This is a genomic window from Streptomyces sp. NPDC014656 (assembly GCF_043084305.1).
Lineage (GTDB): Bacteria > Actinomycetota > Actinomycetes > Streptomycetales > Streptomycetaceae > Streptomyces.
Genome location: NZ_JBIBZN010000022.1, coordinates 80,068 through 96,185, shown reverse-complemented (window position 1 = coordinate 96,185; position 16,118 = coordinate 80,068). Strand labels below are relative to the sequence as shown.

The following is a 16,118-nucleotide window of genomic DNA, read 5'->3' as shown; positions in this document are numbered from 1 at the left end:
GATTCACTCCGAACGGCGAAGTTGAATCAAAGATTCCGTTTGCAGTAACAGGATTACACGCGGTTACGGGGTATCGCGCAATGAATCCCCTTCTTCCCCCGCATGAGTGAAACCTTCTGCTTTCAAGTTCACGCGGACCGTCGCGCCGGGCGGCGCGGGGTTCCCCAGGGCCTCCGCCGCGCGGGCGGCGAGGGTGCGGCGGCAGACCTTGCCCGTGGGCCTGAGCGGCATCCGGTCGAGCACCAGCAGGTACTCGGGGAACTTCCGTCGCTCCAGCCCCCGGGCCCGGAGGCGGTCCGTCACAGAGTCCAGGGACGGCGCGGGCGCTCCCGGGGCCGGCCGTACGCACGCGCAGAGCCGCTCCCCGAACTCCTCGTCCGGCACGGGCACGCACACCGCCTCGGCAATGTGGGGGTCGGCGCCCAGCTCGTGCTCCACCTCGGCCGGGCTGATCGTGTAACCACCCCTGATCACCACGTTCTTGAGACGGCCGAGCACCCGCAGCCGCCCCTCCGCGTCGAGTGCCCCGAGGTCGCCGGAGCGGACCCAGCCGGTGGGCGTGCGGTAGCGGGCGTCGAGTTCGGGCGCGCCCACGTAGCACAGCGGGGTCATCGGCCCCTTGGCCTGGATCTCGCCGGGCTCCCCCGGAGCCGCCGGGGTGCCGTCCGGGCGGACGATCCGGATCGCGGCCACGGTGGGGTCGGGAGTGCCCGCCGTCCCTCCGCCCGGTTCGGCGGTGTGGCAGTTGACGCCGTCCGAGGAGCCGTACACGGTGACGACCGGCACGCCGAAACGTTCCCGGCAGGCGGTCGCGGTCGAGGCGGGCAGCGCGGCGCCGCTGGAGACGAGGGCCCGCAGACCGGTGGTGTCCTCCCCCGGCAGGCGGGGGAGGTCGGCCATCCGGCGCAGCATGGTCGGCACCCCGAAGACGTGGGTGGGCCGGTCGTCGGCGACCGCCCGGAGGGCCTCGCGGGCGTCGAACCGCTCGCGCACGATCAGGGTCGCGCCGAGCGCGGCGAGCGCGACCGGGACGCCCAGCGATCCGTACGAGGAGGCCAGCGGGACGAGGACGAGGAACCGGGGCGTTCCGGCGGGGAAGCCGGCCAGCGCCCTGACGTACGCGGCCCGGCCCCCGGCCATCGCCTGGTGGCTGTAGGCGACCATCTTCGGCTCGGTCTCGGAGCCGGAGGAGACGAGGAGCCGGGCCGGCGCGGTGGCCGCGGCGGGCGGCTCCGCCGGCCGGAACGTCCCGCCGGGCGCGGTCCGGTCCAGTCGGCGCACTCCGGGGGGCGCGGTGGACGCGGTGGTGAACACGGCCCGCAGCCGAGGGAGTCCGGCCGCCGCCTCGATGTCCTCGGGCTCGCCGAGGACGGCTCCGGCCGCCCTGGAGCGGGCGAGCAGGCTGCGGGTGTCCCTGACCCCTCCGCCGAGCGGGTAGGGCAGCGCGACCGCGCCGAGGGCGTAGACGGCCAGTTCCGCCACGGCGGCCCGGCGGCCGTTGGGCAGCCGGAGGGCGATGACGTCGCGGGCGCCGAGCCCCGCCTCCGCGAACAGGCCCGCGACGCGGAGCACTTCGGCGTACAGCTCGGCGTAGGTGAGGGTGCCGCGGTCGTCCACCAGCGCCTCGCGGTCCGGGGCGGCCAGGGCGTTCTCCCGGAAGAGGGTGAAGAGGTCGGCGTCCGGGCACAGGCCCCGGGCCTCCCACGCCTTGCGGTCGGCACGCGGGACCCGGTCGGGCAGCTCCAGGCCGTTCCGGGAGCGCCAGGGAGCTTCCCGCACGGTGTGCGTCGCGGTCATCGGTTCTGCCTTCACGTCGAACGGGGCGAGCCGCGCGCAGGACGGACTCGCCCGGGGGCGGCGGGCGGGTTTCTGACGGGCCGACACGGGCGGGCACCGGCGCGTGGAGGCGCGCCGGTGCCACGGGCGGGCGAGGCGGACCGGCCGCGCCGGCACGGGCGCGGGGCGGTCCGCGGCGACGGGTTCCGTCAGCGCGGAAGGACGGCCGTGGGCACCGGCCCGCCGGATATCGGCGCCCGGCCCGGCACGGGCGCCGACGCGGGCGCGGGCGCGGGGACGGCGGAAGGAGCGCGGAAGTCGTCCCGAGGACCGTGGGGGCGCGTCACGCGGAGGTCTCCTCGGTGAACGTCCAGGGCGCGGCGGGGCGGGCGTACGGAAGGCGCGCGTCGGGCGGGAGGACCGCCCGGGCGAAGGCCGGTTCGGCGGCGAGGGCGGCCAGGTCGGTGCGGACCGCGACGGACGGCAGTCCCGCCGCCCGCAGTTCGGCCAGCCACGCCTCGGTCGTCCGGCCGCGCAGCCGCTCCCCCACGGTGCCGGCGCCGGCGGCGCCGACGGTCCGGGCGACCTCCCCGGGCCTGGACCGCGCCTCGGCCCCCAGACAGAGCAGTCCGTCGGCGGTGGGCAGCGGGCGGTCGAGCGGGGAGAGGGCGATCCGCCGGTCCGCGCGGGGGACCAGAGCGGCGGCGGAGAGCAGCGAGGACCTCGCGCGGCAGCCCCGGCGGGTGTGCTCGCGGGCCAGGAGTCCGGCGAGGACGGCCTGGGCCAGGACCAGGCCCCCGAGGACGTCGGTGACGGTCATCAGGGAGGGGGCCGGGGCCTCGTCCGCGGGGCGCAGCGCGGCGGCGAGGCCGCCGTGCACCTGGGCGAGGTAGTCGGTGCCGATCGGCGGGACCGGACCGAGGGCGGTGCCGAAGCCGGAGGCGGAGGCGTACACGAGGCGGGGGTTGAGCGCGTGCAGCGCGTCGGCGTCCAGGCCGAGGGCCCGGTCCTTGCCGGGGGCCCAGTTGTGCAGGAAGACGTCGGCGCCGGCGGCCAGTTCGCCGACGGCGTCCCGCCCCCGCCGGGTGGTGAGGTCCGCCTCGACGACGGACTTGTCGTGGTTGAGCGCGGAGAACCGGACCGAACAGCCTCCGGCGACCGGAGGCTGCGCGCGCTGGGGGTCGCCGCCGGGGGGCTCGACGCGGACCACCTCGGCGCCGAGCATCCGCAGGACGTGTCCGGCCATGGGGCCCTGGACGCGGCGGGCCGATTCGACGACCCGGACGCCGGCCAGCGGCAGCGCCGCGTCACCGGCGGGTGCGGTCGCGGTCACCGGCGCGGGGCCGTCGAGGAGGGCCGGTTCGACCGTCCAGGGGGCGAGGCCGGGCGGTGGCGCCGTCGTCTCCCCCACCCGGACGACCGACACGCCGTGCGCGGCGCCCGCGGCGCGCACGGCTTCCAGGGAGTGGGCCAGGACGGCGGCGGGGAGTTCGGGGGGCAGGGGGCAGACGGCGGTCCCGAAGCGGGACTGGAAGGGCAGCCAGCCGCGTCCGGCGGTGCGGGGCGGCACGCCTAATCGGCTCCAGAACCCGGCCCAGGCCGCGGGGTCGAGGGTCTCGATCTCGACGCGCGCGCCGTCGGCGGTGACGAGCGTCGCGAGTCCGGCGGCGGCGGGCGGCGCGGGGTCGTCGTCCGGGGTGGTGGCGGCGGCCAGGTACTGGGTGACCGTGAGGAGCGCGCCCTGGGCGAGGGAGGTTCCGGTGCGCAGCGGGGGGCGGCCCTGGGCACGGGCGAACAGGGCCGCCGTGACGCCCTGCGCGGCGAGCACGCCGGTCACCGTGGAGACGTAGTCCGCGGCGAGCGGCGCGGGGGCTCCGGTGGCCCGGCCGTGCACGTGCATGACACCGCAGGCGGCCTGCGCGGCGCGCTCGTCCCCCGCGTCGACGCCGACCGGTCCCGCGCCGCCGACGGTCCACGAGGGGCGGTCGGCGGCGGCGCCGGGCAGGGCTCCGAGGGTGTGCCCGAGCAGCTGCCGGGCGACGGTCCGGGCGGTACCTGCGGGCGTGGACGGGGCCCTGACACCGGCCTCCTCGGGCAGGCTCACGTACGCCGACCGCCTTCCCCGCCTCGCCGCATCGCCGTCCCTCTCCCGCTCGAAACGATCTTTTCCTCCGGATGTGAACGGAGGGAGGGCGGCCGGGGGCACGGCGCCGGCCCCGCTTCATCCGCAAGGAGCAGCGCTCGCAAGGCTGTCCGGTGGCGCTCCGGCGCCGGGGGCGGCCGCCATGGCGGTGGCGCGCATCGCGCCGTCCGGAACTATGGTGTCCCACCACATACGACGGTGACCTGCGTGTTCCTACGGTGTGGCGACACCCGGACGTCCCCCGTACCTGCCTGGAAGTGGTGCACATGGCCGCCGCAACAACCGCTCCCACACCCCCCGGACCCCTCAAGCGCATCGTCGCCGCCAGCCTGATCGGCACCACCATCGAGTGGTACGACTTCTTCCTCTACGGGTCCGCCGCCGCGCTCGTCTTCAACGAGCTGTTCTTCCCCGAGTCGGACCCCCTCGTCGGCACGCTGCTCTCCTTCCTCACCTACGCCGTCGGCTTCGCCGCCCGGCCGCTCGGCGCGCTGGTGTTCGGGCACTACGGGGACCGGCTCGGGCGGAAGAAGCTGCTGGTGCTGAGCCTGCTGCTGATGGGCGGGGCCACCTTCGCGATCGGTCTGCTGCCCACGCACGCGACGGTGGGGTCGGCCGCCCCGCTGCTGCTCACCGCGCTGCGGCTGGTGCAGGGCTTCGCCCTCGGCGGCGAGTGGGGCGGGGCCGTGCTGCTGGTGTCGGAGCACGGCGACGCGAGGCGGCGGGGCTTCTGGGCGTCGTGGCCGCAGACCGGCGCCCCGGCCGGCCAGCTGCTCGCCACCGGTGTGCTGTCGGCGCTGACCGCGCTGCTGTCCGAGCAGGCGTTCACCTCGTGGGGCTGGCGCATCCCCTTCCTGCTCTCCGGCGTGCTGGTGATGGTCGGCCTGTGGATCCGGCTCTCCGTCGACGAGTCGCCGGTCTTCAAGGCCGCGCTCGCCGCCGCCGAGGAGCGCGGGGCCGCCGGCGGCGCCGAGAAGCCGCCGCTCGTCGCCGTCCTGCGCGACCACTGGAAGGACGTCCTCATCGCGATGGGCGCCCGCATGGCCGAGAACATCTCCTACTACGTCATCACCGCCTTCATCCTCGTCTACGCGACCACCTCGGTCGGCCTGTCCAAGCAGACCGCGCTCAACTCCGTCCTCATCGGCTCCACCGTGCACTTCGCCGTCATCCCGCTCTGGGGCGCGCTCTCCGACCGGATCGGCCGCCGCCCGGTGTACCTGATCGGCGCGGTCGGCGTCGGCGCCTGGATGTTCCCCTTCTTCGCCCTCATCGACCGGGGGTCCTTCGGCAGCCTGCTGCTCGCCGTGACCGTCGGCCTGGTCCTGCACGGTGCCATGTACGCCCCGCAGGCCGCGTTCTTCTCCGAGATGTTCGCGACCCGGATGCGGTACTCCGGCGCCTCGATGGGCGCCCAGTTCTCCTCCGTCGCGGCCGGCGCGCCCGCCCCGCTGATCGCGACGGCGCTCCTCACCGAGTACGACAGCTCGACCCCGATCGCCCTGTACGTGATCGCCGCCGCGCTGCTCACGGTGGTGGCCGTCGCCTGCGCCCGGGAGACCCGCAACGCCGACCTGGCCGGGGCCGACGGACCGAGCGCCGCGCCCGCCCGCGTCGGCGCCGACGTCTGACCCCTCCGGGCGGAGAGCCGGCCCCGCGCCCCGGGAGGGGAGCGCGGGGCCTTCGCCGTACCGGGTCAGTCGCGGGAGACGGCCGAGGACAGGGCGTGCAGGCGGAGCGCCAGCTGTATCTCCAGGGCACGGGAGGGCGACTGCCAGTCCGGGCCGAGGAGCCGGCCCACCCGCTCCAGCCGCTGGGCCACCGTGTTCACGTGGACGTGCAGGTCGTCCTTGGTGCGGGCCGGGCTCATGCCGCAGGCGAAGTACGCGTCCAGGGTGCGCACCAGGTCGGTGCCGCGGCGCCCGTCGTAGGCGACGACCTGGCCTATCGTGCGCTCCACGAAGCCGCCGATGTCCCGCCCGTCGGCGAGCAGTAGCCCGAGGAAGCCGAGGTCCTCGGCCGCCGCGCCCTCGCCCGCGCGGTGCAGCAGCCGGAGCGCGTCGAGGCAGCGGCGGGCCTCCTGGTACGCGGCGGCCACCTGGTCGGGGTGGTCGAGGGGCGCCCGCACGGGCGCGGAGGCGCCGACGGTGACGGGTTCGCTCAGGGCGCCGCCGAGGTGTCGGGCGGCCTGGCGGGCCAGTTCGGCGGCGTCCTCCCCGGGGCGCAGCGGCAGCAGGAGGACCGTGCCCCCGTCCCGGGCGGAGGCGAGGCCGCTGCGGGTGGCGGCGAGGTGGGAGGCGGCGGACCACAGGCGCTGCCGGTCGGCGCCCTCCCGGCCCTGCGGCTCGGCCCGGCCGGCGGGGCCCGCCCGGTCGATGCCGGCGGCGAGCACCACGTGCGGCGCGGCGCTGTCGGTGCGGAGGCGGGCGGCGCGCTCGCGCAGCAGGCGGCGGTCGCGGTCGGGGGCGTCGAGGAGGTCGTCGAGGAGCTCGCCCCGTACCCGCTGTTCGGCCTCGCCGGCCGAGCGGCGGGCGAGCAGCAGCAGGGAGGTGACGAGCGCGGCCCGCTCCAGGGTGCGCAGGTCGACGGGGTCGAGGCCGGGCCGGCCGCGCAGGACGAGCGCGCCCAGGTGCTCGCCGCCGGCGGAGACGGCCGCCACCCAGTCGTCGCCGTCCCTGACCGCGTGTCCGCCGGCCCGGCGGGCGGCGCCGGCGGTGGTCTCGGTGAACTCGACGGTGCCGCCGAGGACCTCGGAGACGGCCTCGGCGACGTCGTGGACGCCGCCGCCGCGCAGCACCAGCTCGGAGAGGCGGTCGTGGACCTCGGAGGCGCGCTCGATGACGGCGCTGTGCTCGCGGATGATGTCGTTGGCCCGCTCCAGCTCGGCGAGGGCGGAGCGGGTCTCGGCGAGCAGGTTGGCGGTGTCGATGGCGACGGCCGCGTGGGCCGCGAAGGAGCCGAGGAGGGCGACCTGCTCGCGCTCGAAGACCCTGGCCCTGCGGTCGGCGGCGAAGAGCACGCCGATGACCTGGCTGCCGAGGCTGAGCGGCACGCCGAGGATGGCGACCAGGCCCTCGTCGCGGACCGCGGTGTCGATGGTGCGGGTGTGCTGGAAGCGCGCGTCGTCGAAGTAGTCGTCGGTGACGTACGGCCGGGCGGTCTGGGCGACAAGACCGCCGAGCCCCTCGCCCATGCCCAGCCTCAGCTGCTGGAAGCGGGCCGACACGGAGCCCTCGGTGACCCGCATGTAGGTGTCGCCGGCCGCCGGGTCGTTGAGGCTCAGGTAGGCGACCTCGGTGCCGAGGAGGGAGCGGGCGCGCTGGACGATGGCGCGCAGCACGGCGTCGAGGTCACGGAGTCCCGCGAGGTCGTGGGCGGTGGCGAAGAGCGCGGACAGCTCGGCCTCGCGCCGCCGCCGGCCCTCCAGCTCGGCGCGCACCCGCAGCGCGAGCTGCTTGGCCTCTTCGAGCCCGGCCAGCGCTTCGGGCCCCGCGCCGCTCGCGCGGGCGAGGAGCACGGGCCGGTCGTATGCCTCCGTGGCGGCTCCCCGGGCGAGGAGTTCCAGATAGGAGACGTGTTCGTGGGACATGGACACAGGGATACCTGCCGGAGGTGGGCCGGCACCACCCTGTGGACGACTTCCTGTGGACAACTCCTGTCCGGGGGGCCGGGGCCGTCAGTGGGCGGTCCAGCCGCCGTCGAGGGCGAGGGAGGTTCCGGTGATGAAGGCGGCCTGCGGGGTGCAGAGGTAGGCGACGGCCTCGGCCACCTCCTCGGGTTCGACGAGGCGCTTGAGGGCGGAGTCCTTGAGCAGGACCTCGGTGAGGACGCGGTCCTCGGGGATGCCGTGGACGGCGGCCTGGTCGGCGATCTGCCGTTCGACGAGCGGGGTGCGGACGTAGCCGGGGCTGACGCAGTTGGAGGTGACGCCGTGCGGGGCGCCTTCCAGGGCGGCGGTCTTGGAGAGCCCCTCCAGGCCGTGCTTGGCGGCCACGTACGCCGACTTGAAGGGGGAGGCGCGCAGTCCGTGGACGGAGGAGAGGTTGACGACGCGGCCCCAGCCCTGGGCGTACATGTGCGGCAGGGCGCCCCGGATGAGCCGGAACGGGGCCTCCAGCATCACCGTGAGGACGGTGTGGAAGGCCTCGGGCGGGAAGGACTCGATGGGGCGGACGAGCTGGAGGCCGGCGTTGTTGACGACGATGTCGGCGCCGGTCGCGGCCTCCTCGGCGGCGTCCAGGTCGGTGAGGTCGAGGAGGTGGGGTTCGACGGCCCCCGGGAGGCCGCCGGCCCGGGCGGCGAGTTCCTCCAGGCCCTCGGCCGCGCGGTCGACGGCTCTGACCCGGGCGCCCGCGGCGGCGAGGCGCAGCGCGCAGGCGCTGCCGATGCCGCCGGCCGCGCCGGTGACGAGCGCGGTGCGGCCGCCGAGGTCGAGGTCGAGGGCCGCCGGGCGCGGCGGCCCTGCCGGGGCGGGGTGGCCGGCCGGGCCGGACGCGGGGGTGCCGGCGGCGGTGTCGGGGGCGCTCATGCTCCGCACCCTATGAACGGGCCGGGGCCGCACCGATGTGCGCCCGGCCCATACTTCAGCCGCGGCCTGTGGTGCGGAACCACGTGGGTTCGTCGGCGAGGGCCTTCTCGATCCGCCGGAGGGAGAAGCGCTTTATCTCGGGGAGGGCGTCGGTCTCGAACCAGCCGACGTCGGTCGACTCGTCGTCGTTGACCCGGGCCTCGCCGCCGACGGCCCGGCAGGCGAAGGTCACGTCCATGAACTGGCAGATGTCGCCGTTGCCGTAGACGACCGGCTTGCGCAGCGTCTCGACGAGGAGGACCCGCTCGGCCACGCACACGACGCCGGTCTCCTCCTCGACCTCGCGGACCGCCCCGTCCGCGGGCTGCTCGCCAGGCTCGACGATGCCGCCGATCACGGACCAGGCGCCGTTGTCGGCGCGGCGGCCCAGCAGCACCCTGCCCCGGTCGTCGAGGACGACGGCGCTGACCCCGGGCAGGAAGAGGAGCTGGTGCCCGGCGGTCTTGCGCAGTTCGCGGATGAAGTCAGGGGTAGCCATGCGACCGACCCTAGATCATCGTCCCGGGCGGCCCCCGGGGTCAGGACCGCGTGCGGCGGGCCCGTACGGCGCGGGCGGCGGCCCAGCCGAGTCCGGCGGCCGCCACGGCGGCGAGCAGGGCCTCCGGGAGGGTGCCGAGCCGGGTCGCGGGGGTCAGCGTGGAGCGCAGGGGGACCTCCTCGACCAGGTAGTCGGGGGTGAACATGGCGGTCCGGGAGACGATCTCGCCGTCGGGACGGATGATCGCGCTGACGCCGCTGGTGACCGGGACGACCACGGAGCGGCTGTGTTCCACGGCCCGCACGCGGGACATGGCGAGCTGCTGGTAGGTCATCTCGCTGCGGCCGAAGGTGGCGTTGTTGCTGGGGACGGTGAGCAGCTGCGCGCCGTGGGTGACGGTGTCGCGGACGGCCCAGTCGAAGGCGGCCTCGTAGCAGGTGGCGAGGCCGACCTCGGTGCCGGCCAGGTCGAAGACGCCGACCTCGGTGCCCGCGCCGAAGTCGCGGGCCACGCGGTCCACGTTGCTGTTGAAGAGGCGGACGACCGACCGCATCGGGATGTACTCGCCGAAGGGCTGGACGTGCCGCTTGTCGTAGGTGGCGACGGGTCCGCGGCCGGGCTCCCACTGGATGAGGGTGTTGCGGAGCTTGCCGGTGGGCGGGGCGATCACGGCGCCGACGACCGTGGGCGCCTTGACGGCCTCGACGGCCCCCTCGATGACGGCGGCGGCGTCCGGGTTGGCGTAGGGGTCGATGTCGGAGGAGTTCTCCGGCCACAGGACGAAGTCCGGCTGGGGCTTGGTCCCGGCTTTCACCTCCGCGGCGAGTTCGCGGGTGCGGGCGGCGTGGTTGTCGAGCACCTGGCGGCGCTGGGAGTTGAAGTCGAGGCCGAGCCGGGGGACGTTGCCCTGGATCGCGGCGACGGTGGCGGTGCCGTCCTCGGGGGCGTCGCTGACCAGGGGCAGGGCGGCGAAGGCGCCGGTGACCGGGACCAGGACGGAGAGCGCGGCGGCGGCCAGCGGGCCGCGCGGGACGGTGCCGGTGGCGCGGTGGAGGCGGAACACGCGGACCGCCTCGTAGAGGCCGAAGCCGCACAGGGCGACGGCGAAGCCGAGGACGGGGGTGCCGCCGACGGCGGCGAGCGGGAGGAAGACGCCGTCGGCCTGGCCGAAGGCGATCTTGCCCCAGGGGAAGCCGCCGAAGGGCACGCGCGCGCGTGCCGCCTCGGCGAGGATCCACACCCCGGCGGCGAAAACCGGCCACCAGGGCAGCCGGGAGACGGCGGCGATGCCGAGTCCGGCGGCGGCGACGAAGAGGGCCTCGACGGCGGCGAGGGCGAGCCACGGCACCGGGCCGACCTCCTCGCCGGTCCAGACGAGGAGCGGCAGGAGGAAGCCGAGTCCGGCGAGGTGACCGAGGCCGAAGCCGGCCCGGAGGCGGCGGCCGTACAGGCTCCAGCCGAGGAGGGCGAAGGCGGGCAGCGCGAGCCACCACAGGGGCCGCGGCGGGAAGCTCAGGTAGAGCAGGACGCCGGAGAGCAGGGCCGCTCCGGGGCGGACGAACCGCGCGGCCCGGGCGAACCGGCGCGGCCGGTCGTCGGTCGCGGACGCGTCGTCGGCGGCTCCGGCCGCCTCGGGGGTGATGGTGGTGCTCACCTTGCGGAGTGTACGGGGCGTGCCTGTTGACGCCCGGCCCGGCACGGTGCGGGGCCGGGCCCCGCGCCCGGGCCTCCGGGGCCGTGCCACCCGCTGCGCGCGCGTGCCGGTCAGGCGCCTGCGGGGGTCTGCGGCGGGGCGGGGCGGCGGAGGTGGCCGCGGATGGAGTCCACCGCTCCTTCCGCGCCGTCGACGGTGACGGTGAAGCTCCGCCCGTCGGCGAGGCGCACCACCAGGCCCTCACCCCGGCGGACGACGACGGCGGTGTCCCGGTCGGGGCGCCAGCGGTAGCCCCAGCCGCCCCAGTGCCGGGGGGTGACGCGGGGGGCGTAGTCGGCTTCGACGACCTCGGCGAGCGGGATGGTGCGGCGCGGGAGGCCGATGTGGCCGCAGCGGACCTCCATGGCCCGCTCGTCGACGCGGACCTCCACGTGGACGAAGGCGAGGGTGCCGAAGAGGACGAGGAGTCCGGCGGCGACGCAGCCGAAGACGGCCATGACGAGGGCGGTGACGCCGGAGGTCCAGGGGGATGCGACGGCGAGGGCGATCCCGAGGGCCAGGAAGGCGGCACCGGCCGCGGCGGCGACCCACTGGAAGCGGTTGGTCGCGCGGCCGGTCCAGACGGCGGGCCGGAGCCCGCCGGTGCCCTCCTGCCGGGATTTCTTCCTCATATCGGGAATATTACCCGGCTATGTCCGGTTTCAGCGCGCCGAAGTGGAGCGCTCCGGTCACCCTGAGTGACGGCTCAGAGCGAGGGGGCCGGGGCGGCGGCCAGGAGGCGGCCGGCGGCATACGCGAGGGCGGCGGCGGGGAGCGGCCCGGGGCGTCCGCTCAGCAGGACGGAGAGGGTTCCGGTCGGGGCCGCCGAGGGGGCCGGTTCGGCGCCGACGCGGCGCAGCGCCTGGGCGGCGACGGCGTCGGCGGAGCCGTGGAAGACGAGGGGCGGCAGACCGGGGCGGCGGCGGGGGGCCAGGGCGGCGAGGATCCGGTCCTCGACCAGTTCGTAGTGGGTGCAGCCGAGGACGACGGCGCGGACGTCGGGCGGGGTGAGTCCGGCGGCGGCGGTGACGGCCCGGTCGACGGCCTCGGGATCGGCGCGCTCGACGGCGTCGGCGAGGCCGGGGCAGGGCACCTCGGTGACCTCGGCGCCCGCGGCGAACTCGCGGATGAGCCCGCGCTGGTACGGGCTGCCGGTGGTGGCGGGGGTCGCCCAGATGGCGACCTTGCCCCCGGCCGCGGCGGCCGGCTTGATCGCGGGGACGGTGCCGATGACCGGCACGGCCGGTTCGAGGGCGGCGCGCAGGGCGGGGAGGGCGTGCACGGAGGCGGTGTTGCAGGCCACGATCAGCGCGTCCGGCCCCTGGTCGGCGGCGGCCCGGGCGACGGCCAGGGCGCGGCCGGTCAGGTCCTCGGGGGTACGCGGTCCCCACGGCATGCCGTCGGGGTCGTTGGAGAGCAGCAGCTCGGCGTCCGGGCGGAGCCGGCGCACCGCGGCGGCCGCCGCGAGGAGGCCGATTCCGGAGTCCATGAGCGCGATCTTCACCCGGTCACCCTAGCCGATGGGCCCCGCGGGCCCGGCGTTCTGGGGCAGACTGCGGCGAATGAGCACCTTTGCCTGGTTCGCGTGCGCCTCCCTGCTCGTCTGGCTCTGGCTCCTGCTCGGCCAGGGCTTCTTCTGGCGCACGGACCAGCGCCTGCCCCGGAACCCGGGGCGCCCCGGCGGCGGCCACGCGCACGCGGGGGCGGAGGGGTGGCCCGGTGTCGTGGTGGTGGTCCCGGCGCGGGACGAGGCCGGGGTGCTGCCGCTGAGCCTGCCGTCGCTGCTGGCCCAGGACTATCCGGGCCGGGCCGAGGTGATCCTGGTGGACGACGGGAGCACGGACGGGACGGGACGGCTGGCCGGCGAGCTGGCCGCGCGCCACGGCGGGCTGCCGCTCACGGTGGTGTCGCCGGGCGAGCCGGGACCGGGGTGGACGGGGAAGCTGTGGGCGCTGCGGCACGGCATGGCGCTGGCACGCGCGCGGGGGCCGGAGTTCCTCCTCCTCACCGACGCGGACATCGCCCACGGGACCGACAGCCTGCGCCGGCTGGTGACCGCGGCCCTGGACGACGACCGGGACCTGGTCTCGCAGATGGCCCGGCTGCGGACGGCGGGCTTCTGGGAGCGGCTGGTGGTCCCGGCCTTCGTCTACTTCTTCGCCCAGCTCTACCCCTTCCGCTGGATCAACGCCGACCGGCCGCGCGCGACGGCCGCGGCCGGGGGGTGCGTGCTGCTGCGGACGGAGACGGCGGTGGCGGCCGGGGTGCCGGACACGATCCGCACGGCGGTGATCGACGACGTGTCGCTGGCACGGGCGGTGCGGGCGGCCGGCGGGCGGATCTGGCTGGGGCTGGCCGAGGGGGTGGACTCGGTGCGCCCCTATCCCGGACTCGGGGAGCTGTGGCGGATGGTGACGCGGAGCGCGTACGCCCAGCTCCGCTACCGCCCGTCGCTGCTCCTGGGGACGGTCGCCGGGCTCGCGCTCGTCTATCTGGTGCCGCCGGCCGCGCTGGCGGCGGGACTCGCGGCCGGGGACGCGCCCGCGGCGTGGGCGGGCGGGGCGGCGTGGGCGGTGATGGCGGGGACGTACGCGCCGATGCTCCGCCACTACCGCCAGCCGGTGTGGACGGCTCCGCTGCTGCCGTTCACTGCCTCGCTCTATCTGGTGATGACGGTGGATTCGGCGGTGCTCCACCACCGCGGGCGGGGCGGGGCCTGGAAGGGGCGGGTCCACCCGGGAGGCCGGACGGCGGCACGGGACGCGGAATTCACTCCCCGACACGGGGAGTAACACGGCGAATTCGGCGCGTGTACATCCTGCCCTTCGGTGCCGGATTGACGATTCGGCGTACCCAAGATCACTTCTTTCACTCCTTCCGGTCGCCTTTTCTTTATCCGTTCTTCATACCGGACCGGAGGTTCGGCGCCGGTCGGGCCGACCCATCGGTAACCCCCTCTCAGCTCGGGTTTTGCGCGATCATGGGACAGTCGCGTGCCCGTTTTTGGCACGTTCGCTCTGATTGGGGATCCACGGCCGCCGGAAGCCCGTCAAAGAAGCTGTTGAGCGGGCTCCCCAATCAGCAGATCGTGGGCTTAACTTATGTGCCATGACCTCCCCCCGCTCCAGCTATGGAGGCGGTTACCACACCGCGCCGTCCTTCTCGGACACCCCTATCTACGACTCCCTGGTCGCGGAGCGGGGCACGCCTCAGATCGCCCCGATCCGAGTGCCCGCCGCGTACGAGGCCCCCGTCGGTTACCCGGCGCCCGCGCCGACCGGCTCCTACCTGCCGGCGCTCCCGGCGGCCCTGCCCGCCCTCCCGTCCGCGCCGTCCCCCCAGCCGGCGCCCGCGTACCACGGCGGCGGCTACGGATACCCGCAGCCGGCCCCGCAGATGCAGATGGCGCCCGCGCCGCTGCAGCCTGCGCCCACGCCGTACATCCCGCAGCAGCCCGCGCCGCCGCGCGGCTACCCGGGGGGACCGGTCCCGCAGCCGGCCCGCCCGATGGCCACCGGCTACGAGGCGATGCGCCCGGCCGCCGCGCGCCCCGCACCGGCGCCGGTCCCGGCCCCCGCGCAGTACCACGACCCGTACAACCGCCCCTACCAGGGCGGCGGTTACTGACGGGCCGCGGAGCCCGTCTCCCCGGGGACGGAGCGGCTGGCAGGATTGGGTCCATGGCTGATCCCGTCCTCCGCTCCGTCCACGTCCACCCGGTGAAGGCCCTGCGCGCGCTCGACCGCGCGGAGGCCGAGGTGCAGCCCTGGGGCCTCGCGCACGACCGCCGCTGGGCGGTGGTCGACGCCCGCGGCACGGTCATGACCCAGCGCCGTCACCCCCGGCTCGCCCTCGCGTCCGCCGAACCCCTCCCGGACGGCGGCCTGCGGCTGACCGCGCCCGGCCGCGAGCCGCTCGTGGTCGCGGTGCCCGAGCCCTCGGCCACGCTGACCACGGACATCTTCGACCAGGCCGTGGAGACGGTGCCGGCCGGTGCGGCGGCCGCCGCCTGGTTCTCCGCCTACCTGGAGACCGACGCGCGCCTCGTACACCTGGACGCGCCCGAGCACCGGCGCCCGGTCGACCCCGCCCACGCGCGGCCCGGCGAGACCGTCAGCCTCGCCGACGGCTACCCGCTGCTCGTCACCTCCACCGCCTCCCTCGACGCGCTGAACGCCCTGGTCGAGCAGGGCGACCACGCCCACGAGGGCCCGCTGCCCATGAGCCGCTTCCGGCCCAACCTGGTCGTCGACGGCACCGCGGCGTGGGCGGAGGACGGCTGGACCCGGCTCGCCGTGGGCGAGGTGACCTTCCGGGTGGCCAAGCCGTGCGGCCGGTGCGTGGTGACCACCACCGACCAGCTCACCGCCGCGCGCGGCAAGGAGCCCCTGCGGACGCTCGGCCGGCACCGGAAGCTGAACGGGAAGCTCGTCTTCGGCCAGAACCTCGTCCCGGAAGACCGGGGGACCGTCCGCGTCGGCGACCCGGTGAAGATCCTCGACTGAGCCCGGCCCCCTCCCCGCTCGACAGGCGAACCGCGCACCCCGCGGGCACACTCGTCGGAGGAGCGACGAACGAGGGGGTTCCTGACATGCGCGCGGTCACCGGACTCTGGCGCTGGCGGCGCAATCCCCTGCGCCGCGGGACGGACCTGGTCGAGGCGTGGGTGGCACTCGTGGCCGCCGTCGCGCTGTGCGTGGCGACGCCCGCGGCCGGCTGGGCGGCCGGGGCCGCGGCGCAGCGCTCGCTCCAGCGCGCCGTCCACGCCCAGCAGGCCGGGCGCGTGGCGACCACGGCCCAGGTGCTCCGCTCCGCCCCGACGCCGCCGAGCGCCGCCGCGTCGAGCGAACAGGCGGCCGCACAGCGCTTCCGGCGGGCGGTCGTGGCCCGCTGGACCGCCCCGGACGGCACCTCCCGCACGGGCACCGTCACCACCTCCCGGGGCAGTTCCGCGCCCGGTGACTCCTTCGAGCTGTGGACCGACCGGGACGGCCGTCCCGTGGCCGCGCCGCTGGCCGGGGACACCGCCCGGGCCCACGCCGTCCTCGTCGGCCTGATGGTGGCCGCCCTCACCGGAGTCGCCGTCGAGCTCGTCCGGCGGCTGGTGATGCGGCGGCTGCGGCTGCGCCGGTACGCGCGACTGGACCGCGCGTGGGCGTCGGTCGGCCCCGACTGGGGGCGGACCGGCACCGGGAGCTGACGCTGCCACTGGAACCGGAGGTTCCGTGCCCCGTACGGGTGCGGCTCGACGACCCGTCAACCCCGCGCCGTCGCGCGCGCTACGGTGGGGCATCGGATCCACGGTCCAGGAGATTGGATCCACGGTCCAGGAGATCGGATCCAGGAGATCGGATCCACGATCCAGGGGATTGGATCCATGGTCCAGGAGACGGGATCCAAATCATTGGATCCATGATCAGGGTTTTCGGCTCCAGGACCC

13 protein-coding genes are annotated in these 16,118 nt (G+C 75.9%); 5 read left to right on the top strand and 8 right to left on the bottom strand.

The window, feature by feature from the left end:
- Positions 1–63: 63 nt before the first annotated feature.
- Positions 64–1,797 carry a class I adenylate-forming enzyme family protein gene (locus tag ACF1ED_RS34390; protein ID WP_391767280.1) on the bottom strand — a complete coding sequence of 578 codons (1,734 nt, stop codon included), beginning with the start codon at positions 1,795–1,797 and terminating at the stop codon, positions 64–66.
- A 322-nt stretch (positions 1,798–2,119) separates the two neighbouring features.
- Complete coding sequence (locus ACF1ED_RS34385) at positions 2,120–3,880, bottom strand: CoA transferase (RefSeq protein ID WP_391767279.1); 1,761 nt, start codon at positions 3,878–3,880, stop codon at positions 2,120–2,122.
- Between the two features lie 305 nt (positions 3,881–4,185).
- Between ACF1ED_RS34385 and ACF1ED_RS34380 the strand changes: the two genes are divergently transcribed.
- Entirely contained in the window at positions 4,186–5,550 is a 1,365-nt protein-coding gene (locus tag ACF1ED_RS34380) for an MFS transporter (protein WP_391767278.1), read from the top strand.
- Positions 5,551–5,615: 65 nt separating this feature from the next.
- Here the strand turns inward: ACF1ED_RS34380 and ACF1ED_RS34375 are convergent, their stop codons facing one another.
- The 6 genes from ACF1ED_RS34375 to ACF1ED_RS34350 form a co-directional block, all read right to left on the bottom strand.
- The gene (locus ACF1ED_RS34375) at positions 5,616–7,508 is read right to left on the bottom strand and encodes a helix-turn-helix domain-containing protein (protein ID WP_391767277.1); all 1,893 of its coding nucleotides are present in this window, start codon (positions 7,506–7,508) and stop codon (positions 5,616–5,618) included.
- An 87-nt stretch (positions 7,509–7,595) separates the two neighbouring features.
- Positions 7,596–8,447 (bottom strand): 3-hydroxybutyrate dehydrogenase, encoded by an 852-nt coding sequence (locus ACF1ED_RS34370; RefSeq protein WP_391767276.1) that lies wholly within the window; start codon positions 8,445–8,447, stop codon positions 7,596–7,598.
- Between the two features lie 55 nt (positions 8,448–8,502).
- Positions 8,503–8,985 carry an NUDIX domain-containing protein gene (locus ACF1ED_RS34365; protein ID WP_391767275.1) on the bottom strand — a complete coding sequence of 161 codons (483 nt, stop codon included), beginning with the start codon at positions 8,983–8,985 and terminating at the stop codon, positions 8,503–8,505.
- Between the two features lie 40 nt (positions 8,986–9,025).
- Complete coding sequence (lnt, locus tag ACF1ED_RS34360; protein WP_391767274.1) at positions 9,026–10,639, bottom strand: apolipoprotein N-acyltransferase; 1,614 nt, start codon at positions 10,637–10,639, stop codon at positions 9,026–9,028.
- Positions 10,640–10,749: 110 nt separating this feature from the next.
- Positions 10,750–11,310 (bottom strand): hypothetical protein, encoded by a 561-nt coding sequence (locus tag ACF1ED_RS34355; RefSeq protein ID WP_391767273.1) that lies wholly within the window; start codon positions 11,308–11,310, stop codon positions 10,750–10,752.
- Between the two features lie 74 nt (positions 11,311–11,384).
- A complete protein-coding gene (locus tag ACF1ED_RS34350; RefSeq protein WP_391767272.1) occupies positions 11,385–12,182 on the bottom strand; it encodes a glutamate racemase in 798 nt (265 codons plus the stop codon).
- 58 nt (positions 12,183–12,240) lie between these two features.
- On the opposite strand from ACF1ED_RS34350, the gene ACF1ED_RS34345 reads away from it, so the two are divergent.
- The 4 genes from ACF1ED_RS34345 (at position 12,241) to ACF1ED_RS34330 (ending at position 15,878) form a co-directional block, all read left to right on the top strand.
- Positions 12,241–13,470: a glycosyltransferase gene (locus ACF1ED_RS34345; protein WP_391767271.1), complete on the top strand. Its 1,230-nt coding sequence runs from the start codon at positions 12,241–12,243 to the stop codon at positions 13,468–13,470.
- Positions 13,471–13,786: 316 nt separating this feature from the next.
- Positions 13,787–14,305 carry a DUF6643 family protein gene (locus ACF1ED_RS34340; RefSeq protein ID WP_391767270.1) on the top strand — a complete coding sequence of 173 codons (519 nt, stop codon included), beginning with the start codon at positions 13,787–13,789 and terminating at the stop codon, positions 14,303–14,305.
- A gap of 53 nt (positions 14,306–14,358) precedes the next feature.
- Positions 14,359–15,183 (top strand): MOSC domain-containing protein, encoded by an 825-nt coding sequence (locus tag ACF1ED_RS34335; protein ID WP_391767269.1) that lies wholly within the window; start codon positions 14,359–14,361, stop codon positions 15,181–15,183.
- 86 nt (positions 15,184–15,269) lie between these two features.
- A complete protein-coding gene (locus ACF1ED_RS34330) occupies positions 15,270–15,878 on the top strand; it encodes a hypothetical protein (RefSeq protein WP_391767268.1) in 609 nt (202 codons plus the stop codon).
- The last annotated feature ends 240 nt before the right edge of the window (positions 15,879–16,118 follow it).

Excerpts from the sequence above, each read along its gene's own strand:
- ACF1ED_RS34390 (WP_391767280.1), bottom strand. The coding sequence starts at position 1,797 with ATGACCGCGACGCACACCGTGCGGGAAGCTCCCTGGCGCTCCCGGAAC.
- ACF1ED_RS34380 (WP_391767278.1), top strand. The coding sequence starts at position 4,186 with ATGGCCGCCGCAACAACCGCTCCCACACCCCCCGGACCCCTCAAGCGC.
- ACF1ED_RS34375 (WP_391767277.1), bottom strand. The coding sequence starts at position 7,508 with ATGTCCCACGAACACGTCTCCTATCTGGAACTCCTCGCCCGGGGAGCC.
- ACF1ED_RS34370 (WP_391767276.1), bottom strand. The coding sequence starts at position 8,447 with ATGAGCGCCCCCGACACCGCCGCCGGCACCCCCGCGTCCGGCCCGGCC.
- ACF1ED_RS34365 (WP_391767275.1), bottom strand. The coding sequence starts at position 8,985 with ATGGCTACCCCTGACTTCATCCGCGAACTGCGCAAGACCGCCGGGCAC.
- ACF1ED_RS34355 (WP_391767273.1), bottom strand. The coding sequence starts at position 11,310 with ATGAGGAAGAAATCCCGGCAGGAGGGCACCGGCGGGCTCCGGCCCGCC.
- ACF1ED_RS34345 (WP_391767271.1), top strand. The coding sequence starts at position 12,241 with ATGAGCACCTTTGCCTGGTTCGCGTGCGCCTCCCTGCTCGTCTGGCTC.
- ACF1ED_RS34340 (WP_391767270.1), top strand. The coding sequence starts at position 13,787 with ATGACCTCCCCCCGCTCCAGCTATGGAGGCGGTTACCACACCGCGCCG.
- ACF1ED_RS34335 (WP_391767269.1), top strand. The coding sequence starts at position 14,359 with ATGGCTGATCCCGTCCTCCGCTCCGTCCACGTCCACCCGGTGAAGGCC.
- ACF1ED_RS34330 (WP_391767268.1), top strand. The coding sequence starts at position 15,270 with ATGCGCGCGGTCACCGGACTCTGGCGCTGGCGGCGCAATCCCCTGCGC.